This window comes from Lawsonella clevelandensis, assembly GCF_003241315.1.
GTDB lineage: Bacteria > Actinomycetota > Actinomycetes > Mycobacteriales > Mycobacteriaceae > Lawsonella > Lawsonella clevelandensis_A.
This window is the reverse complement of record NZ_QFOZ01000011.1, coordinates 72755-89200: the sequence shown is the minus strand read 5'-3', so window position 1 is coordinate 89200 and position 16446 is coordinate 72755. Positions and strand designations below refer to the sequence as shown.

The 16446-nt window shown below is 54.5% G+C and carries 11 protein-coding genes and 1 pseudogene; 10 read left to right on the top strand and 2 right to left on the bottom strand.

The window, feature by feature from the left end:
• Positions 1 to 453 precede the first annotated feature (453 nt).
• From dnaK to DI579_RS06450, 4 genes and pseudogenes are all read left to right on the top strand, one after another.
• Positions 454 to 2313 carry a molecular chaperone DnaK gene (dnaK, locus tag DI579_RS06465; RefSeq protein ID WP_303678956.1) on the top strand — a complete coding sequence of 620 codons (1860 nt, stop codon included), beginning with the start codon at positions 454 to 456 and terminating at the stop codon, positions 2311 to 2313.
• A 79-nt stretch (positions 2314 to 2392) separates the two neighbouring features.
• Positions 2393 to 2965: pseudogene (gene grpE / locus DI579_RS06460) on the top strand (nucleotide exchange factor GrpE); the annotation flags it as partial.
• A gap of 231 nt (positions 2966 to 3196) precedes the next feature.
• The gene (dnaJ, locus tag DI579_RS06455) at positions 3197 to 4432 is read left to right on the top strand and encodes a molecular chaperone DnaJ (RefSeq protein WP_303678955.1); all 1236 of its coding nucleotides are present in this window, start codon (positions 3197 to 3199) and stop codon (positions 4430 to 4432) included.
• A complete protein-coding gene (locus tag DI579_RS06450) occupies positions 4429 to 4818 on the top strand; it encodes a heat shock protein transcriptional repressor HspR (RefSeq protein WP_290599317.1) in 390 nt (129 codons plus the stop codon). The genes dnaJ and DI579_RS06450 overlap by 4 nt, the downstream gene beginning before the upstream one ends.
• A gap of 23 nt (positions 4819 to 4841) precedes the next feature.
• Here DI579_RS06450 and DI579_RS06445 read toward each other — a convergent pair whose 3' ends face one another.
• Complete coding sequence (locus DI579_RS06445; RefSeq protein WP_290599319.1) at positions 4842 to 6083, bottom strand: FAD-binding oxidoreductase; 1242 nt, start codon at positions 6081 to 6083, stop codon at positions 4842 to 4844.
• 320 nt (positions 6084 to 6403) lie between these two features.
• Here DI579_RS06445 and clpB point away from each other — a divergent pair, with 320 nt between their 5' ends.
• Positions 6404 to 8989 carry an ATP-dependent chaperone ClpB gene (clpB, locus tag DI579_RS06440; protein WP_303678954.1) on the top strand — a complete coding sequence of 862 codons (2586 nt, stop codon included), beginning with the start codon at positions 6404 to 6406 and terminating at the stop codon, positions 8987 to 8989.
• Positions 8990 to 9150: 161 nt separating this feature from the next.
• Here the strand turns inward: clpB and DI579_RS06435 are convergent, their stop codons facing one another.
• Positions 9151 to 10071 carry a hypothetical protein gene (locus DI579_RS06435; RefSeq protein ID WP_290599322.1) on the bottom strand — a complete coding sequence of 307 codons (921 nt, stop codon included), beginning with the start codon at positions 10069 to 10071 and terminating at the stop codon, positions 9151 to 9153.
• Positions 10072 to 10315: 244 nt separating this feature from the next.
• Here DI579_RS06435 and DI579_RS06430 point away from each other — a divergent pair, with 244 nt between their 5' ends.
• The 5 genes from DI579_RS06430 (at position 10316) to DI579_RS06410 (ending at position 16446) form a co-directional block, all read left to right on the top strand.
• Complete coding sequence (locus DI579_RS06430) at positions 10316 to 11161, top strand: sulfurtransferase (RefSeq protein WP_290599325.1); 846 nt, start codon at positions 10316 to 10318, stop codon at positions 11159 to 11161.
• A 74-nt stretch (positions 11162 to 11235) separates the two neighbouring features.
• Positions 11236 to 13905, top strand: a complete 2670-nt coding sequence (locus tag DI579_RS06425; protein WP_303678953.1) for a hypothetical protein — start codon at positions 11236 to 11238, stop codon at positions 13903 to 13905.
• 31 nt (positions 13906 to 13936) lie between these two features.
• Positions 13937 to 14509 (top strand): orotate phosphoribosyltransferase, encoded by a 573-nt coding sequence (pyrE, locus tag DI579_RS06420; RefSeq protein WP_303678952.1) that lies wholly within the window; start codon positions 13937 to 13939, stop codon positions 14507 to 14509.
• Between the two features lie 10 nt (positions 14510 to 14519).
• On the top strand, positions 14520 to 15170 hold the full coding sequence (locus DI579_RS06415; protein WP_303678958.1) for an RNA methyltransferase: 651 nt from the start codon (positions 14520 to 14522) through the stop codon (positions 15168 to 15170).
• Between the two features lie 31 nt (positions 15171 to 15201).
• Positions 15202 to 16446, top strand: coding sequence for a glycoside hydrolase family 76 protein (locus DI579_RS06410; RefSeq protein WP_303678951.1), 1245 nt, complete (start codon positions 15202 to 15204; stop codon positions 16444 to 16446).

Below are 16446 nucleotides of genomic sequence, written 5' to 3'. Positions count from 1 at the left end.
AGATACAGGCTTCATCACGTACTGACCTTTCAACTGAAATACATCTCTAAAAAATTTTAGTGAGCACAGTAAACCACACTCTCTGCTTCCGTAGGAGTCCTACTTTTGCGGTGAGACCATATCAATAAGATCAATGAGTTCATCGCAGGCCTGAGCATGGCTATTCGGATCTTTATTCCTCGACAAATAGGTATTAGTCGTCATCTCATTACAACTTTGTCTATCTAAAGAATTGCAGCCTCTTGTTGCTGTTGACCTGGGTGTTTGTGTAATAAAAAATAAAGTTGAGTCTAATTCACTCAAGAACTATTGCGTAATAAAAACTCATGTGTAATACTTGAGTGCGTAACGCTCAATAGGGTGTTAAATTGCTCTATAGGCGCATGTAAATACACGTAAATACACACAACATCACAAACATACAAGCATTACAGAAACATGGAGGTACCCATTATGGGACGCGCAGTAGGTATTGACCTTGGTACTACTAACTCCTGCGTCTCCGTCCTAGAAGGCGGAGAAGCGAAGGTTATCCCCAACTCTGAGGGATCCCGCACCACCCCGTCCGTCGTTGCTTTCGCCAAGAATGGTGAAGTTCTCGTCGGGCAGCCTGCTAAGAACCAGGCAGTTACTAACGTTGACCGCACTATTCGCTCTGTGAAGCGCCACATTGGCTCCGACTGGAAGTCCAATGATATTGACGGAAAGCAGTACACTCCGCAGGAAATCTCTGCTCACGTGCTCATGAAACTGAAGCGCGATGCAGAAGCCTACCTGAGTGAACCCGTCACCGATGCCGTCATCACCGTTCCGGCCTACTTCAATGACGCACAGCGCCAGGCCACTAAGGACGCTGGCCAGATCGCTGGCCTCAACGTGCTCCGCATTGTGAACGAGCCCACCGCAGCTGCCCTCGCCTACGGCCTCGAAAAGGCCGACAAGGAACAGACCATTCTGGTCTTCGACCTTGGCGGCGGTACCTTCGACGTCTCCCTCCTGGAGATCGGCGACGGTGTTGTAGAAGTTCGCGCCACTTCCGGCGACAACCACCTCGGTGGTGACGACTGGGACAACCGCATCGTGGACTGGCTCGTCGACAAGTTCAAGACCTCCTCCGGTATGGACCTGTCCAAGGACCGTATGGCAATGCAGCGTCTCCGCGAAGCCGCCGAGAAAGCCAAGATTGAGCTTTCCGCCTCCCAGAACGCCACCATCAACCTGCCCTACATTACGGTTGACGCAGACAAGAACCCGCTGTTCCTTGACGAAACCCTGTCCCGCGCCGAATTCCAGCGCATCACCCAGGATCTCCTCGACCGCTGCCGCAAGCCATTCCAGGCAGTCATCAAGGATGCTGGCATCTCCGTCTCCGAGATTGACCACGTTGTTCTGGTTGGTGGCTCCACCCGTATGCCCGCCGTCACCGACCTGGTGAAGGAACTCACCGGTGGCCGCGAACCCAACAAGGGTGTAAACCCGGACGAGGTCGTTGCTGTCGGCGCTGCCCTGCAGGCCGGCGTGCTCCGCGGTGAAGTTAAAGACGTGCTGCTCCTCGACGTCACCCCGCTCTCCCTCGGTATTGAAACCAAGGGCGGCGTGATGACCAAACTCATCGAACGCAACACCACCATCCCCACCAAGCGCTCCGAAACCTTCACCACTGCTGAGGACAACCAGCCCTCCGTACAGATCCAGGTTTACCAGGGCGAACGCGAGATGGCTTCGCAGAATAAACTGCTCGGATCCTTCGAACTGTCCGGCATTGCCCCGGCCCCCCGTGGTATTCCGCAGATTGAGGTCACCTTCGACATCGACGCCAACGGCATTGTCCATGTCACCGCTAAGGACAAGGGCACCGGCAAGGAAAACACCGTCACTATTCAGGACGGCTCCGGCCTTTCCCAGGAAGAGATCGACCGCATGATTAAGGATGCGGAAGAGCACGCTGAGGAAGACCGTAAGCGTCGCGAAGAGGTTTCCGTCCGCAACGAGGCTGAAACCCTCGTCTACCAGACCGAGAAGTTCCTCACTGACAACGCTGAGAAGATTCCTTCCGACGGCAAGGACAAAGTACAGGCTGCTATCGACAAGGCCAAGGAAGCCCTCAAGGGTGATGACATTGCCGCACTGCGCACTGCCATCGAAGAGATTAAGACGGAGTCTGCCGCCATGGGTCAAGCCATGTATGAGCAGACTGCCGCAGAAGGTGCAACCGCCGCTGACGGTGGTGCCGCCGACTCCAACGCCTCCGACAATGGTGGCGACGACGATGTGGTAGACGCTGAAGTTGTCGAGGACGACAACAACAAGTAAGGCACGTAAGGATTGATAGACATGACGGACGCATCTCAGAACCTCTGACACTGCCGGCCAAGCCGCCCACGCAGAAGACGAGGACCTCACTGTAGAAGACAAACTGCTGGCGAAGGTACAAGAACTTACCGAAGACCTGCAGCGTGTCACAGCTGAATTTGCTAACTACCGGAAGCGTGTCGAACGTGAAATCGGTACCGCCCGCGAGAGCGGCAAAGTTGGTGTTGTATCTTCCATGCTCACACTCGCTGACAATGTTGAGCGAGCCCGCCAGCACGGAGACATTACCGACGGCAGTCCTCTCAAGGCCTTCACCGACAAGTTCAATGACATTCTCAAAGGACAGGGCGTTACCCAGTTCGGCGAAGTCGGCGAACCATTCGACGCGAACCGCCACTCCGCCATCCAAGATGAGGGTGGCGACGGCGAAAAGGTACTGAGTACTGTCCTCCGGAAAGGCTTCAACTTGGGCGATCGTGTCCTCCGCGAAGCCATGGTGATCGTCCGCGGGGACGAAGGCTCGGATGCCTCAGCTGCCCATGACTCTGACGGTGCTGACGGCACTGCTAGCACTGCGGAAAAGTCCACTGACTCATCCGCAGACACCACCAATAGTGGTGATTCAGCAACAGCAGATAGCGAGAAGAGTTAGCACAGGCTACTCCACAGTAGATACACAGAGTGATACACACAGTAAGTACATAACAACGTAGTGGCGGCTTTCCTCAGGGGGGCCGCCACTACATTATGTGGCTACAGCGTTATGTGGGTATATCAAATTAGATAGTTAAAGATATAGTACAGACAGTTAAAGTTGAGTAGTTTAGACTCAATGTTAGTTAGTATGAATAATAGAGTTTTAGCTTAGAGAGGAGGAGACGCCATGCAGCGAGAATGGGCTGATAAAGACTTCTATAAGGAACTCGGCGTCAGCAAAGACGCTACTCAAGAGGAGATTAAAAAGGCGTACCGTAAACTCGCCCGTAGTCTCCATCCCGACGCCAACCCCGGAGATAAAGCTGCGGAGGAACGCTTCAAGCGTGTTAGCGAAGCGAACGCTGTTCTCTCCGATCCAAAAGAACGTAAAGAATACGATGAACTCCGCGCCATGATGTCCTCCGGGTTCGGGGGGCAAGCAGGACGGGGAGGTTTTGGATCACCTGGCGGATTCGCACGAGGATTCGCCCCGGGTGGTGGACAAAACTTCACATATAGCACGGAGGGGTTCAACCTTGGTGACCTCGGCGATATTTTTGGCGCCGGTTCTCAAGGCAGTGCTGGCGGTGGCCTCGGCGACATTTTAGGTGGACTTTTCAATCAACGCCGTGGTGGTGGACGCCGACAGGAAGCAGCCCAGCAACCTACCGGCGGTGCCGATATTAGTACCGCCATCACTATTAGCTTCCGGGACGCCGCCAAGGGTGCCACTGTCCCCATCCGCATTACCTCTAAGACCGCATGCCCTACCTGCCACGGTTCCGGTGCACGCCCGGGAACTGCCCCCCGTACGTGCCCAGACTGCAATGGTTCGGGTTATCGTCGTTCTGCGCAGGGCTCGTTTGAGTTCGCACAACCCTGTAGTACCTGCGGTGGTACTGGCACTATTATCGATGACCCCTGCCCCGAATGCGGTGGTACTGGAGTTGTTACCCGGACTCGTACGCTTAAAGTACGTGTACCGGCAGGTGTTAAAAATGGTCAGAAGATTCGTCTTAAAGGGAAAGGTGAAGCTGGACTGCGCGGTGCTCCTCCAGGGGATTTGCTGGTAAAAATCACTGTTACCCCGGATGAGGTATTCCAGCAGGATGGAAATAACCTGCTGGTGAACGTGCCAGTATCGTTTGCAGAATTGACGCTGGGAACTACCGTCACTGTTCCCACACTTAGTGGAACTGTGTCTATTCGTATTCCGGCAGGGAGCGAGCCAGATCAGGTGATGCGTGTGCGTGGACGCGGTATTAAACCTGCGCATGGTGCAGCGGGAGATCTCCTTGCCACCTTGAAACTGCAGGTTCCCACCACCTTGAATGATGCTGCGGTGAAAGCATTGAAAGACTATGAGCAAGCTGAAAAAAGCTCCGGATTCCACCCGCGAGCTGGATGGGCAGGTGCGCAATGAGTAATCGAGAGGAACACTTCTTTGTTATTTCGGTAGCTGCAGAACTTGCTGGTATGCATGCACAAACTCTGCGACAGTATGACAGGCTTGGCCTGGTGACGCCGGCGCGTGCACAAGGCGGTGGACGCCGCTACTCCGATGAAGATGTGGAACTGCTGCGAGAAATCCAGCACCTCAGCCAAGACGAAGGCGTTAACCTTGCCGGGATTAAGCGCATTCTGGAGTTAACGCAGCGCGTTAACGAGCTAGAAGAAGAAGTTGAGCAGCTGGAAAATACTCTCGACCTGGTACGCAAGCAACAACGGAATTCGCGGGCGCTTGTGCATGTTCCGCGTAGCCAGGCTGTTGTCGTGTGGACTCCGGAAGTGCGCCAGCGCGGACAGTAATACAAACAATAGGCTAGCTAATGCTAGTCCAGTGGGTCATGGTGGATATCTGCCCGGGATACTCCGAGGCGGGGCAGATTCTCCATGGCCTGCTGCACTATTTGGGGGCTGCCACCTACAAGGATTTCACGATCGTGAATACAGCCGTCAGCTAACGCTATTTCTAGCGGATTACCGTGGCGGAGAAGAAGATTCGGGGGAAGCTCGGGGGCATTGTGAAGCCACCAGGGGTCGGTTTTTTCGTCTGCGCAAATGTGGGCAATAAGCCAGGGGTTCGCGGCTTGCAGATTAGCGAGGGTAGCGGCGTCAATAAGCTCCCCTGGATAGTGAGTGCTGTAGTAAATGTCGACTAGTGGGTGGTGTCCACTGTCCTGCACCATATCCAGCAGAATGCACCGCATGGGTGCTAGTGCCATGTCGCGGGCGATCATGCAGACGGGGCGTTCTCCAGAAATGTGAAGGTTGCCGTGGGGGTTGGAGAGTGTCCACTGGTCGCCGGGGTGTGTGTTGTGCACAATCTGGTTGCTGAAGTAGCCGTGGTCAACTGCACGGATGTGGAATTCAATGTATCCGTCACTGTTGGCAGGGATAGCTGGAGAAAGATAACGCCATGTGCCGGGGCATTGTGGGGTAGTGACGGAGAGGTATTGTCCGGGGAGGTAATCAATAGCAGGGTTTGCCTGTAGACGAACGATGGCGATGTCGCGGGTGAAGCGGAGGACTTCCATGACGGTGCCCGTGTAGACGGGGGGAGTTGTTTTCGTCGCGGCGGCACTTTGCATGACGTTGATGGCGTGTTCAAACGATGTCAGTAGAGCATCGTTGAGTTCAGTGCTCCACTGGTAGGGGAGGAGGAGTGCGAAGGTGTCTCGTAGGGCTGCGGCGAGGGACTGATATTGCTCGGCTGTAAGTTGGTATTTTCGCTGGTCGCACCCAAGTTGGGAGAGGAAGTCTATAACGTCGTCAAGGCAGTCAGGATCGTTGGTGGATTGATCCAGTGCTTCCAGAATGTAGCGGAGAGCGTGGGTGTAGCGACTGGCGTGATGGTCGTTGACGGAGGGGAAGAATGTGTGGAAGTGGAAGTCGTAGGTGAGGGCGGCGGCAAGGAAGTGTCGCATGAAGTCTTCGGGGTGCTCGCGGAGCAGTGTGATGGCGGGCCCGAGGACGGTGTAGTAGGTGGGGTAGGTGTTGTTGACGGGGGAGTTTTCTGAAGCGCGCAAATGCCGGCCCGATGCTTGTGGTGCATGGTCGCGGTGGCGGCTCATTGGCGTGTCCTTCCAGGTCCATTGTGGATAGAGGGCGGGGATGATGAGGGCGTATGTCTGTGTGCTTATACGTGTGTGCCTATATGTGCCCATCATAGCGTTTAGTGTGACAAAAAAAACAAGCCTTTTTGCAAAAAATCCTTAGCTAAAAGGACTCAACTTTGCTACAGTGAAAATAAACATGAGTCATATAGACTCAACTTAGTATTAACTAGCGTGTTAACTAGTCGTTTATATGACATCAAACATGCAGGACAAACCATATTTAAAAAAATTTTTTGACCCTTTACACGCCGTCGAAATAAAAGAGAGAATAGATTATGAGCACTCAAAACTTCACCACTAAATCACAAGAGGCTATCTCCGCTGCCCTCCAATCCGCCGCAGCCAAAGGCAACCCCAGTGTTGAACCCGCACACCTCCTTGTCGCGCTCCTCGAACAAGAAGACGGCATAGCTGGCCCACTACTCCGCAGCGCAGGAGTAGACCCCGGAGCATTACTCCAACAAGCTCACTCCCTTGTCGAGAATCTCCCCGCCGCCAGCGGTGGAGGGCTTGCTAACCCCAACCTGTCCCGCGACGGGCTTACCGTTATTAATACCGCCCAAGAGCTCGCCAGCTCCATGGGTGACGAATACACCTCCACCGAACACCTCATGGTGGGGCTCGCTACCGGTCGTCACCCAGTGGCCGCCGCCATGCAATCTTTGGGAGCCACTCCCGAAAACCTCAAGGCCGCCTTTACCGCAGTACGCGGTTCCGGACGCATCACCTCTGAAAATCCGGAGGATACTTACCAGGCTCTTGAAAAGTACTCCACGGACCTCACTGCGCGTGCCCGCGAAGGAAAAATTGACCCCGTCATTGGGCGCGATGCCGAAATCCGCCGTGTCGTACAGGTTCTCAGCCGCCGCACCAAAAACAACCCCGTTCTCATTGGTGAACCGGGCGTTGGTAAAACCGCCATTGTGGAAGGGCTCGCTCGCCGCATTGTCTCCGGCGACGTACCAGAATCGTTGCGCGGTAAGAAACTTATCGCCCTCGACCTAGGATCCATGATCGCCGGCGCTAAATACCGCGGCGAATTCGAGGAACGCTTAAAGAGCGTCCTCCAAGAAATCAAAGACGCCAACGGCGAGATTGTTACCTTCATCGACGAAATCCACACCATTGTCGGGGCAGGCGCCACCGGCGACTCCGGAATGGATGCCGGCAACCTCATCAAACCGATGCTGGCACGCGGTGAGCTCCGCCTCGTCGGCGCCACCACCTTGGACGAGTACCGCAAATACATTGAAAAAGATGCCGCCCTGGAACGCCGCTTCCAGCAAGTCTACGTGGGCGAACCAACCGTCGAAGACACCATCGGTATCCTGCGTGGGCTAAAGGAACGCTACGAAGTGCACCACGGTGTCCGCATTAAGGACTCCGCGCTGGTAGCTGCCGCAACACTGTCCGACCGCTACATCACTAACCGCTTCCTCCCCGATAAAGCCATCGACCTGATGGATGAGGCCGCCTCCCGCATGCGCATGGAAATCGACTCCTCACCCGAGGAAATCGACACCGCCCAGCGCATCGTCTGCCGGCTGGAAGTGGAAGAACTGGCGCTGGAGAAAGAAGAGGACGCCGCCTCCCGCGAACGACTCGCCACTCTCCGCAAGGAACTCGCTGATGAACGCGAAAAACTCGCCCAGCTAACCTCCCGCTGGCAAAACGAGAAGAACGCCATCGACGCCGTCCGCGACCTCAAGGAAACCCTGGAACAACTCCGTGGACAGGCTGAACGCGCCGAACGAGACGGCGACCTCGGCAAAGCCGCCGAACTACGCTACGGGCGTATCCCCGAAGCGGAAAAGAAACTCGCCGAAGCGGAAAGCTCCCAAGCATCCACCAGCGAATACTCGCAGATGATGCTGAAAGAAGAAGTAGGCCCCGACGATGTCGCAGAAGTTGTGGAAGCCTGGACCGGTATTCCCGCCGGCCGCATGCTGGAAAGCGAAGGACAAAAACTCCTCCGCATGGAAGAAGAACTCGCCCACAACGTAGTTGGGCAAGAAGACGCCGTGAAGGCCGTCTCCGACGCTGTGCGCCGGGCTCGGGCAGGCGTCGCAGACCCCAACCGTCCGCTGGGTTCCTTCCTCTTCCTAGGCCCCACCGGTGTTGGTAAAACTGAGCTTGCGAAAGCATTGGCGCAGTTCCTCTTCGATGACAAGCACGCGATCACTCGCATCGACATGTCCGAATACGGGGAGAAGCACTCGGTGGCGCGCCTTATCGGTGCCCCTCCGGGATACGTCGGCTACGAATCCGGCGGTCAGCTGACGGAAGCTATCCGCCGCCGCCCCTACTCCGTCATTCTTTTTGACGAGGTAGAAAAGGCGCACCCGGATGTTTTCGACGTACTACTGCAGGTACTGGATGAGGGACGTCTCACTGACGGGCAAGGCCGCACCGTGGACTTCCGCAATACCGTCCTTATCCTCACCTCTAACCTGGGCGCGGGTGGCACAAATGAGGAGATTATGCAGGCAGTAAAGATGAACTTCAAACCGGAGTTCGTCAACCGCTTGGATGACATTATTATCTTCTCGCCGCTACAACCGGAGCAGTTGAAGGGCATTGTGGATATTCAGTTGCGTGAGCTATCGCAGCGTTTGTCCGCGCGTCGTCTTACCCTTGACGTGGATGATGACGCCCGCACCTGGCTGGCCGAACGAGGCTATGAGCCTGCCTACGGTGCGCGCCCTCTGCGTCGTCTTATTCAGCAGTCTATTGGTGATGCTCTTGCTAAAGAATTGCTGGCAGGGGAGATCTTCGATGGTGACATTGTGCATGTGACCGTCGCCCCGGATAAGGAGAGTCTGCAGATCACTGGCCAGCGCACGGTAAAGCCCACGCAGTAAGTCCTGAACAAGAGTGCATAAGCACAGGACGTGCTTTTAAGAGAAGAGGTCGCCGTTGCAGATACAACGGCGACCCCTTCTTCTGTGTAGTTATGAGTTATGGAGTCAACGTGTGAGCAGTAAGCGCGTTACACGTGCACTGACTCTATGTAGTCGCTACCTTATTTGTTTGCTGTGGCTGAGGGCGGTAGCCACCATAGGAAGACGAGTCCCAGGGCTGCGCTAAGAGCTTGCAGTGCGAGATCGCGGGTTTCCGGATTGGAGGAGAGGAAACCAATAGCTATGGTGCTCAAGTGTGAACCTGCGACTTTACCAAGTGCTGACGCTGGAATTCCTACCGCGTGGTAGACGGCTATAGCAACTGGAATAACAGAGAGGTAGATAAGAGTTTTCGCGATAGGGCTCGGTACGAGTTTGGCGAAAAGGTTCATGTTCGTCGCTACTAGTGCGGCGGAGAGGAAACCAATAGCCCAGCCGCACTTTGTGCCAATATAGCCGCCGTAGGCGCTACTGACAATAACTGCGGAGTAGTTTTCTACCTCAATACGGTTAAGGTATTTCCCCCAAGCGTTATAGAAATCGCGTTGGCGGGTACCGTAGCCGATCATTCCACCCTTGTCGTCTTTCTGTAGTGCGTAGGCATTGGTGGAGTGAACGGGCTTGGAGACGGGGAAAAATGTGGCAGCCCGTCCGCCTTCTTTCACGATGACGTTAAGGTCTACCACAGTGTTTCCGAGCAATGCTTGGAGTGGTGTGTTGGTGACGGTAGCACCGGATTCACCGATGATGGCGAGCTTGTCGCCGTGTCGTAAGAAGTGGCCTTTTCCAAGGACTAGGGTGTTGCCGCCGTCGCGAATGTCAGCAATGGTGGCCTCTGCTGTGGCAGCTTTACGCTGTAGAGCGTCCTTATCGGGGATAAGGTGATTATTTTCTACGTAGGCAGTGGTCTGTTCTGCAATGGTGTTGATATCCCTTGTGTAAGGGGTAGTTACAGGGTCTGCCTGGGCAGGGTGTGCTGTCACGAGAAGAAGAGAGGCTGCGACTGCGCCAGCAACTGCTTTAATTCCTGACGAGAATTTCATGGACTCTCCGTTTCGTATGCCGTTTCGTATGCATTCTCGTATCTGGGGAGGGATGGCTAAAACCATTTAACTGTCAAATTACCAATTCTAACAGTAGTGAGTGGGTATGTATAACTAGTGTCCATTTACTGGGTATTTGATGCCGTCATGTTTGGTCCTGCCGGGTGGGGAGTGGGAGGGATTTTCCGTCTCGTGTCATGGTGAAGAAGGTGAATAAAAATCTGGTGATTAGTAGGATAGATGTATGAGTATCCTCGTAAACCCGCAGTGGTTGATGGCGCGTATTGACTCTAATCGAGCACCAGTGATCCTGGATGTGCGATGGTATCGCGATCACCTTGGTGGTTATGACCACTACCTAGAACACCACATTCCCAATGCCATCTATGTAGATCTGGAACAGGATCTTACTGGTGCACATAATCCGGCGCGAGGCCGTCGTCCTTTCCCCACTAAAGAAAAAGTCCAAGAGCTCACCCGTCGGTGGGGTATCGATAAGGACTCCTATGTAGTGGTGTACGACTCTGTAGAAGGTACCTCCGCGGCTCGCGTATGGTGGATCCTTCGCAATGCCGGTGTGAAAGATGTTTTCTTCCTTGATGGGGGGCTGCAGCGGTGGGAACACGCTGGTATGCCGACGTTGACGGGGCCAGGCATTATTCCGCTGGACGGTAATTTTAAGGTTTCTGATGAGCCGTGCATGCCCACTGTTGATGTTGAAGAAGTAGCGGAGTGGCCGCAGCACGGTATTTTGTTGGACGCTCGTTCTGAGCGTCGCTACCAGGGGCATTTTGAATATAACGATGCTCGACTGGGACACATCCCGGGTGCCTATAATCTTCCAACATACGGAAATTATGGGCCGAATCACCAGTTCTTGGACTTTGAAAGTCTTTTGGATCGATTCGAGGCACTGGGTATTACAACTGGCTCTGAAGTGGCTGTGTATTGCGGTTCCGGTAACCTTGCTACCCACACTATTGCTGCGCTTGAAGTAGCTGGTTTACCTGGTGCTTCTCTCTACATGGGAGGATGGTCGCAATGGTGTTTGGATCCGAAACGGCCAGCTTCGCGGGGTCTTTTGCCATAGTGGTACGGTTAATACTGAGTAGTGCCCGCAGATAGGGGAAATGTATGTTGTCAGTTCCCGTGATCATATTGATCGTGGCCGCTGTTATAGCGGTTGTTGGCATTGTTTTCGGTATTATTGCTGCCGTTCGTTCCCACAAGCAGTCTTCTGCTGATGCGGACGCGGCGGCGCGTGCGCATGCTCGCTGGGGGGATAGCCTGGGGTTTACACCGGACAGTGCGGGGGTTGCTGCGGCGGTTTCCCAGTGGGAGCATGGTCCCGCCACAGATGGCGGTTTGCATGAGTTGCGGCACTCGGCAATGGGTGAATATGAGGGGCATCCCGCTCTTATTTTTGCCGAAGATGATGGCTGGATTGTTGCTGTACAACGCGATACAGCTTCCTCCGTTGTCGTTGAGATCCACCCCGTGGAAGAAGACGAGCAGGACAATTCCGGTAAGGCAACAGACCTACAGGTGTATGCCTCCGATGTTGATGCCATGATTCGTGCCACTGACGACCGACTGGTGGAGGTTCTCGATAATCACCCTGATGATCTTGCGATGGCATGGTCGGAAGGCTACTGGTCTGCTGCCCTTATGCCGTTGGAGGATGACGGCTTCGACACTGAACTTAACCCAGACGACAAGATTAATGAGGAACTCCCTACAGTTCTTCACTGGTTGTCTCGGTTGAATGATGCGCTCCGCGTGCTACCTCCGCGCGAGGGTGAAGAGGAATCCCTCAGTTTGCAGGGTGTGGGCCCTACGCGGCCATTGGCTGACCGTACAGATGATGATTCCCTGCCCGTTGATGCCGACGCCATTGAGCCAGAAGAAGCCGGTTTTCTCCCGTCTGACTCCTCTTTTATGGACGATGACCAGGACGTCCCCTTCACCGTAGTGGGGGATCAGCCTGTTGCCCCCATCTGGGAGGGGGACTTTGCTGAAGGCGATGATGAGGATGATGTCGATGACGGTATTGACGGCACCGACGATCTTTTGATTCCCGACAACGTTATTCCCTTTGCCCCCGCTGGTAGTACGAATGCGTCACCATCCGCTAATAATCCTGCCGGGTTAACTGTGGTGCCGGAACCCGATAACGCTGCACAGTCTGCAGATGAGCCAGCAGCTGACCACGTGGACGAAAGTGCTTTCGTTGAGAATTCATGGGAACCGCAGGAGCCTGTTCCCTGCGCTGATCTTTCCGATGACGATGACCGGAGTGCTGACGATGACTTCGTGACGGAAGCCGATTTTGCGGAAGCTGACCGTCTGATGGGGGAGTACACGGAAATAGACGAGACTGACTCTTTCGCGCGCACTGACGATATCTTTACTGACGATAACGCTACTGAACAGGCTGAACACACTGAACAGTCTGAGCAGGCTGAACAGTCTAATAGCGATGAGCAGCAGGCCGATAGCGAGGATATTGAAGCCGCGGAGGATGCTTTAGCCGCCTATGCGGAAGCAGAGGCCGTCGAGGCTGTCGATGAGTTCCCGGGGGAAACCCGGGTGGAGAATGTTCCCGCTGATGATGAGTGGATTACCCCCACCACCGCAGAATTTGATGTTATTCCAGGCACTGATGAAGAAGCAGCCACATTAGCAGTTATTGACAGTAAAGAACCGCAAGACTCTGAAAGCGATATTGCGACAGAGGATTTCTCTGCGGACGATCTTGCCGAAGACGGACTTAGCGAAGATGACCTCATCGCTACCGACGATGATGAGCAGGCAGAACAATCCGGTGCAGACGATGAAGCACCCGATATGGGAGCCAACTACCACGAAATCTCCGAACCCCTGCATTTTGAAGGCCAGGATACGGAGCTTGATATAGATGCTCTGGGTGCCCCCGAGCATACTGGCCCCTTCGACGTCATTACTGATGCTGACCTTGCCGCCGCTGCCAGCGATGATCTTTCCGATGACGAAGCTCATGCCGTTGATGTTTTGCGTCCCTACGAAGACGACGAAGAAGAATACATTGCCGACGAGGACTCCTACGACGACCCTGACGATGTCGCCTACACCGACAAGGACTTTGGGGAGGACACTACCCAAGCAGATCTCTACGACACGTTCGATGACGCAGACAGTAGTGAGGAAACTACCGACGAGGGTATCAACGAGAACGAGACTAATGAGGGCGAAACTGACGAAATTCCCGACGAGCTCGACGATCCCGACGAGGCTATTAATGAAATTGACGAGCCGGAACGTCCAACGGGGTTCACGTCGGATCCTCCTACTGCCGGGTTCCCCAGCCGCGAAGTAGAATTCGAGGTAGGCGACGGTGATAATGCCGCTGCCGCAACCTTAGGAGAACGCTCTGCTGTTCCTCCGGTGGCTGCCACCTCATCCGATACACGCCCGCGGATAGCGTTCGTGAAGCCATTTAGCCCGGAGGAAACTGGGCCGCTACCTGTCGTCACCCCGGTAGAAACCTACTATCCGCAGGCAGACGACACTAACGACGAGAAACAGCAGACCTCTGACATCACTGTTCCGCAGCCACAGGAATCTGTTTCCACAGGATCACACGCGGTGCGCGAGGGCGAACCCTCCACCATGCAGACAGGCCAATTCCCCATTATTCGCCCCAGTGAAACAACTGGATCTGGTCGTCATGTACGGAAAGATGACAGTGCGGACGCAGAAGCGCGACCGGCATGGTTCGTACCTGGAAAAACGGGTAGCCGTTCCCGTGCGAAAGATAATGAGACTACCGGTGAGATACCGGATGACGAGAACTAACGATTGTTCCCTACAGAAAGGCATACTCTTCATGGTTGCAGCATTTAAGCCTGCTGAACACCCTGTTAATGCACGTGATAAAGCTGAACTTGCTGAACTTGTTAAAGAGTTAGCGGTTGTGCGCGGGAAAGTTATTCTCTCCTCCGGTAAAGAAGCGGACTATTACGTTGACTTGCGTCGTGTGACCATGCATAGCCGCGCGTCCCGTCTTATTGGCTCCCTGCTGCGTGAACTTACCGCAGATTGGGATTATGTGGCCGCGGGTGGCCTCACTTTAGGCGCTGACCCGGTGGGTACCGCCATCATGCATGCGGACGGCCGCGAGATTAACGCTTTTACTGTCCGTAAGGAAAAGAAAAAGCACGGCATGCAGCGTCAGGTTGAAGGCCCCGATGTGGTGGGTAAAAAGGTTCTTGTTGTTGAGGACACTACTACCACTGGAAATTCCCCACTGACAGCAGTACGTGTATTACGCGACCTGGGTGCTGAGGTTGTTGGTGTGGCCACTATTGTGGATCGCGCTACTGGTGCTGAGGCTGCCATTAATGCTGAAGGCCTAGAGTACCGCTACTTGTTGAGTTTGGAAGATGTCGGACTCGCCTAAAACTTCAACTATGCCGTTAACGCCGGACGATGCTGCCTCCGCCCCTGGCCCCACCGAGTGGGGTGAGGGGCGCCATGGCGTCGGTCCCTGGCGTGAGGAACACCCCGGGGAACCTCTTCCTACCGATCCCCGCTACGATCCGCAACTACTTGCGGAGGGGGATCGTCGCAATGTTGTGGACGCCTACCGCTATTGGACGCGGGAGGCAATTGTGGCGGATTTGGACACCCACCGTCACCCCTTCCATGTTGCTATTGAGAACTTTGAGCATGATGCCAACATTGGCACGGTAGTGCGTACTGCGAATGCTTTTCTTGCCGAGACGGTGCATATTGTGGGTCGCCGGCGGTGGAATCGGCGCGGTGCTATGGTGACGGACCGCTACCAGCATTTGCAGCATCATGACACGGTGGAGGAACTCATCGACTGGGCGCATGAGAATGGTCTTACCGTTGTTGCTGTCGATAATGTTCCTGGTTCCACACCTATTGAAACGGCGACGCTACCCGAGCGGTCACTTCTTCTTTTTGGGCAGGAAGGGCCGGGTATTTCTGATGCTTCTGAGCAGCGAGCTGATATGGTGGTGTCTATTGCTCAGTTTGGTTCTACCCGTAGCATCAATGTGGGTGTTGCGGCAGGTATTGTCATGTTATTTGGCTGACTGATATAGCTGTTGTTGAAAGGACGCTCTAGTGGCCACCTCTGGACTTCATACAGCCCCAGCATGGGCGCGCACTACAGATTGGCAGGAACGTGCTGCCATTGCGGAACGTAGTGTACTTGAACGTCACCTTGTACGGTCATTTTTCCTCCCCTTCACTGCTACAGGTATGACTGTGTGGCCCTACTGCTGGCGTGATCGCTTTACGGTGAAGTGGAACTTCTGGTGGCAAGCGCACCTTATTGGCTGCATGACGGACGCCATGGATCGTGCGGAAACAGCACACAATCAGCGTGTCTTGAAGCGTCTTGCACGAACACACTATCGCGTTAATGGGCGACGCTGGCGGCATAATAAGTATTACGATGACCTCGCATGGGCGGCGGTCGCCGTGCAGCGGGCAGAACGCCGCGGCTACCTTACCGGCTACGAAAAAGTCCTGCGTGACGTCCGCCGCAGGTTTGAGGATGCCTACAATCCGAAGTACGCCATTCCGTGGTGTACGGATAAGGATTACTGGAATACCCCCACTAATGGGGCGGCAGCTATTTTCCTCGCTCGTTGTGGGGATAAAAAAGCAGTCCAATTAGCGGAACGTATTTGCGACTGGATGTATAAGAATCTCCAGGTTAAAGATGGTCCAAACGCCGGTCTTTACGCAGACGGTATTCGTCTTGTTGAAGGCTGTAAGAAGCGGGAAGACGCAATTTACACGTACTGCCAAGGTGTGGCGATGGGCGCCGAGTTAGAGTTGGCGCTGCGGTCGGAGGAAGGTCAGCAGGAGGAGCATCTCCGTCGTGTCTGCGAGATCGTGGAGGCCTGTGAGCGCACATTGCTGTCCTCCGAGGGAATACTTCTTGCTGGTGGTAGCGGCGATGGTGGCCTTTTCAAAGGTATTTTGATGCGCTATATGGCGGATGTGGCACGCCGCATGCCGGGAATAGAGACAGATCCTGGTAAACCGTTGTGGGATGGACGTTTACACGCTGTGCAAGAGTCTGCCGCCCGTATGGTTATGCAGAATGCGCAATCTCTGTGGAAAACAGCCGCGTGGCTGCCAGAAGGGGTGCTTTTCTCCGCGAAGTGGGATAAACCAGCACGGTTACCACTATACGTCTCCAAAACCAGCAATGATGATAATAAATCCACTAAAGTTGGTGTGGAAGTAGATATTTCAGCTGTGGCAGAACGAGATATGTCCACTCAATTATCTGGTTGGATGACGGTAGAATCTGCTGCCCGTCTTGTTCGCATGGATTGTTCATTCGGTTACTGA